This window comes from Acinetobacter sp. YK3, from assembly GCF_001729365.1.
GTDB lineage: Bacteria > Pseudomonadota > Gammaproteobacteria > Pseudomonadales > Moraxellaceae > Acinetobacter > Acinetobacter vivianii.
Genome location: NZ_LZPJ01000135.1, coordinates 1 through 4,991, shown reverse-complemented (window position 1 = coordinate 4,991; position 4,991 = coordinate 1). Strand labels below are relative to the sequence as shown.

3 protein-coding genes are annotated in these 4,991 nt (G+C 46.8%); all 3 read left to right on the top strand.

Annotation, left to right across the window (positions count from 1 at the left end):
• Positions 1 to 1,689: YadA-like family protein (locus tag A9Z07_RS16210; protein WP_171258996.1), on the top strand; the 1,689-nt coding region annotated here is incomplete at its 5' end.
• Between the two features lie 61 nt (positions 1,690 to 1,750).
• The gene (tpgA, locus tag A9Z07_RS16205) at positions 1,751 to 2,551 is read left to right on the top strand and encodes a trimeric autotransporter adhesin/peptidogylcan-associated protein TpgA (RefSeq protein ID WP_069579850.1); all 801 of its coding nucleotides are present in this window, start codon (positions 1,751 to 1,753) and stop codon (positions 2,549 to 2,551) included.
• 356 nt (positions 2,552 to 2,907) lie between these two features.
• Positions 2,908 to 4,991 (top strand): ESPR-type extended signal peptide-containing protein (locus tag A9Z07_RS16200; RefSeq protein WP_264754298.1); only part of this gene is annotated, 2,084 nt, incomplete at its 3' end.

The window sequence follows — 4,991 nt, the reverse complement described above, 5'->3', positions numbered from 1 at the left end:
ACCAACTATGAAGTTGCCACTGCCAAAGACGTGAAGTTCGACAGCGTGACCTCAACCGATGACGAAGGCAACGAAACCGTACTCACTGCCAAAGGCACCCAAGTCAAAGATGGCGAAGGTAACGAAGCAGAATACGGAGCCAAAGGCATCACCCTTCAAGACAAAGACGGTAATGGCACGATTCTGAACCAAGGTGGCCTCAGCTTCGTTGATCCAATGGGCAACAACATCGGACCAAGCATTACCGCAGGCGGCATTAACGCAGGCAATACCGTGATTGGTGGTGTCGCAGCAGGACGAGTTGCCGCGGATTCCCAAGACGCGATTAACGGTGGACAACTCAGAGGCGTATCGGACAGCGTTCGGGATGCAATCGGAGGCAATACTAAAGTCAATGACGATGGCACGATTACGACAGGCAATGTGGGTAACACAGGCAAAGACAACGTTCATGATGCGATTGACTCAGTTCGTGATGCAGCAGAAAAAGCCAAATCGACGGTGAGTGAAGGCAAAAACATTGTGGTGAAAGAAAGCACCAATAATGACGGCAGCACCAACTACGAAGTATCAACCTCACCAGATATGGAAGTGGACAGCATCACAGCTGGCGATACCCGAGTCGATGGTGATGGCTTACACATCGAAGGTGGCCCAAGTGTGACCAAAGAAGGCATTGATGCAGGTGATAAGAAAATCACAGGTGTCGAAGACGGTGAGATCGCAAAAGGCTCGAAAGATGCCATCAATGGCGGTCAAGTCGACGAGATCATGGACAGTGTTAAAGGTGCAATTGGAGGCAACACTACCGTCAATGAAGACGGCACGATCAACACCAAAGATGTTGGCGGAACAGGCTATGACACCATTGATGAAGCGATAGCATCTGTGAAGAAAGATGCCAAAGGTGCGAAATCAACAGTGAGCGAAGGTGACGAGAACGTCACCGTGAAAACCAAACAGAATGCCGATGGCAGCACAGACTACGAAGTCGGTTTAGCAGAAAAGATCAAGGTGAAAGAAGTTGAAGCTGATCAAGTCAATGCTGGGCAGGTTAATGTCAAAGGAGACAACGGTTCAACGACGATTACAGGAGACGGTGTGAGCGTTACAGGTCCGAACGGAGAAAAAGGCCCGAGCATGACAACCGATGGCATTAATGCTGGCGGTAAGAAAGTGAAAGGTGTTGCGGATGGACGGATTGAGAAAGGCTCACAAGAAGCGATCAACGGTGGCCAGTTACATCAATCCTATGAAGATGTTGGTGCTGCGTTGGGCGGCGGAGCAGGTTATGACCCAGAGAAAGGCTGGAAAGGACCGAGCTACAACGTTGCAGGTGGCAGTTATAACAATGTTGGCGATGCGTTGGGTGCGATTGATGACCGTGTGACGAACTTGGGTGATCAAATGCAAAGAGCCTTCTACGACACCAATAAACGTATGGACAAAATGGAAGACAGAATGTCCGCGGGTATTGCTGCAACAGCCGCGCTTGAAAATGCACCATACATTCCAGGCAAGTTAACGATGGCTGCAGGTGCTGCTTATTACAACGATCAAAGTGCAATTGGTGTGACGTTTAGACGTACCGCAGACAATGGTCGCTGGTCACTCACTACAGGTGCAGCAATGGGAAGTGAGGGGAATAGTCCACTCGTCCGTGTTGGCGTAAGCACAATCATTGACTAAACCTTTGAGGAGGGCCATCAGGCTCTCCTTTCTTCCCAACAATAAAGAAGTGAGAACAGATATGAATAAGATTCAAACTTTAATGATGATTGCACTTGCGGGCATTGCATTTAATAGTCAGGCGAATACGGAAGCTCAAGTTGAGCTGGAACAGTCTCAGGAAATTACCTTCCCAGAAATAAACAAGAGCTATCTGAAACAGGTGAAACGTTATGAATATAACGACGTTGCCCGTTTGGATGTGGGACTGCATAAAGACCAGTTCCGCCATCTGCTTGGGCATCCCCATTTTAGTGAGGGCATATTTGCCGTAAAAACCTGGAATTATGTGCTGGATATTCGTGTACCCAATACACAGGATTATAAACGCTGCCAGTTACGTATTGATTATGACAAGAAAGGCTTTGCTGAACGCTTATCTTGGAAAGGAGAAGAATGTCAGGGGCTAATGGCATGGGGCGCAAACAATGTTGTTCCATCGACCTTACCTGTTCCGTTACCTGCTGCAATTCCACAAGAAGGAGCCATCTTCTTTGCTTTTGACCGTTCGGATGCAAGATCAATTGAACCTGGTTCTGCCGATATTGCACGCATGGCATCTCAAATTAACAGAACAGATAGCCCCGTTACGGTTTCTGGCTATACCGATACCTTGGGTAATTTTGGCTATAACCAGACGCTCTCATCAAAACGTGCGCAAACGGTGGCTAATTTATTAGTACAAAGCGGCGTTGCGCCTGAGCGTATTCGTATACAGGCCAATAGTGAAACACAACTGTATCAAAAATGTTCTGGGACCAATCGAAATAATCAACTCATTGAGTGTTTAGCTCCAAATCGCAGAGTAAATGTAAGCTGGTAATAAGTAGGCGAACAGATATTTAAATATGTGTTCGCCTTTTTTTATTTTAAATATAGCCATCAATTTTAAATCAAAGATGGCTTGTTAAATAAACTTTTAGGTATACGGAGATATACCCGAAGGGAATTAGGTTTTATTTTTAAGTTGTTGAATTTAATTATAAATAATCCTGAATTTTTTATTTTTATATTTAACTTTTTAAGAATGAAATATTTAAATTTTTGAAAGACTAATCAGATATTACATCCATATAAATGGTCCCTTTGTATTTTTAATAACTTAGGTGAGCTGAATTTAAAGACCATTATTAAAGAAGGGCTTTCACGAGAAAAGCTCTATGAGAAGAGGTGCATATTATGAATAAGATCTATCGCTTAGTTTGGAATAAGAGCCTATGTTTATGGACAGTTGTTTCAGAACATGCCAGAGGTGTATCGAAAAAGCGCAATGTTGGTACAACGGTTAAATTACAAGATCAAACCGAACAGAATATTCAGAATATAGCTTTACTAGACATTGATGATGTCACCACCGTCAAACGAACCCTTCAAGTATTGGGCGTAACCAGTGCATTCTTTTTGGGTGTAACTACGGTTCAATTGACTTCTGCTGCAACCTTTACTGGGAATGGGGGAACGAGTAATTGCGCATCAAAAGGTGGAACTGGTCCTGACGGTATTACACATCCTAGTGATAGTGCTCCTAAAGATGGCAGTGGTACATGGAGTAATATCGTCGGCTGTAATGCTGATGGTGGGGGGTATAATGGTGTAACAGCTGTAGGATCCTTTGCGAAAACGACAGGTAGAGGGGCAACGGCTATGGGCTTTGCTGCTGAAGCAGCAGAAAGGTCGGCTGCTTATGGAATGAGGGCACAAGCATCAGGAGCCCTGTCAACAGCAGTTGGACCGTGGTCGCAAGCCAGTGGAACGGGTAGTGTGGCGATGGGGTCGGATGGATTGTCGAATGACCGCGCCTCTGGTGCACAAGCAACGGGAAATCAGTCTGTAGCCATAGCAGGACGTGCAAGAGCTTCTGGTGATAAGTCGGTTGCGCTAGGGCATAACGCAACAGCCGAAGGTAATGGTGATGTCGCAGTCGGTTCCGATGCGTATGCGAAAGGAAATAATAATTTATCGGCTACTGCTGTTGGACGTGGAGCACGAGCAGAAGGAGACGATGCTCTAGCTTTAGGTAATACGGCTAAAGCAACGGCAAATTTTGCTGGTGCGGTGGGTAACTTTGCGGAGGCTTCTGCTCGAAATGCAATGGCAGTGGGTAATTCAGCCAAAGCGAGTGGAGAGTTCTCAAGTGCATTTGGTAATTTCTCAGAGGCTTCTGCGCGAAATGCAATCGCAGCAGGGAATTCAGCTAAAGCAACAGGTGAATTCTCTAGTGCTTATGGTAACTTTTCAGAAGCTTCAGGTTTGCAGTCAACCGCAAGTGGTAATCGTGCCAAGGCAACTGCTGACTTTTCTAGCGCATATGGTAATTTGGCTGAAGCAACAGGGACATATGCATTGGCCAGTGGTAATCTTGCAAATGCTGCGGGTGAAAGTGCTGTTGCTTTAGGTGACTCTGCGAATGCATCAGAAGCAAATACGACAGCTGTTGGTGTTCAGTCTAAAGCCTCAGCGGTAGGTGCGCTAGCTTTAGGCCATAAGGCAGAAGCGAGTGGACTGAATGCGATCGCGACAGGTGCAAAAGCTAGAGCGACAGGTAAATCTACGATAGCCGTTGGTGAGAATGCTCAGGCAGCAGGTGATAGTGATATTGCAATCGGTCGCGGTGCCTATGCACAAGGTGTAACTGAAAATGGTACTGCTTATACTGCAATTGCAATAGGTAGTGGTGCACTTGCCGAAAATAAAAACACCATTGCACTCGGTCAAGACAGTGTGGCTTCTGGGCTTGCAGCGACTGCAATAAGTGATGGTGCAAAAGCGACAGGAACAGCGTCGACCGCAGTGGGTTATCTTGCTGAAGCATCGGCGAATGGTGCGACAGTGACAGGTGCCTATGCAATTGCGAGTGGGGAGCGCTCCAGTGCTTTTGGTTCACTGGTAGAAGCAAGAGGTGTGCGGTCTGCTGCATTTGGTAATGAGGCCAAGGCAAACGGTGATTCGAGTGTTGCAGTCGGTGATGGCGCTCAAGCACAAGGCGAAAATGACATTGTAATCGGTCGTGATGCTGCAACTTCAAGTGGCACAACTGACAATATCGCGATTGGTCATGGTGTAACTACAGGCGACACAGGTCAGAACGTGGCGATGGGTTCTGGCGCAACCAGTGCCAATGCTGCTTCTTCAGAAGGTGGTGCCGTTGCAATTGGTCGTGATCAGGTGGCGCGTGGTGATGGTGCCGTTGCGATTGGTGATCCGAACAATGCCAATGGTAATGGTGCAGTTGCTTTAGGACGTAACAATACTGCCGCAGGTAA

What these genes read in the sequence shown, in the direction of transcription:
- tpgA (WP_069579850.1), top strand. Translation starts at nt 1,751, where the DNA reads ATGAATAAGATTCAAACTTTAATGATGATTGCACTTGCGGGCATTGCA.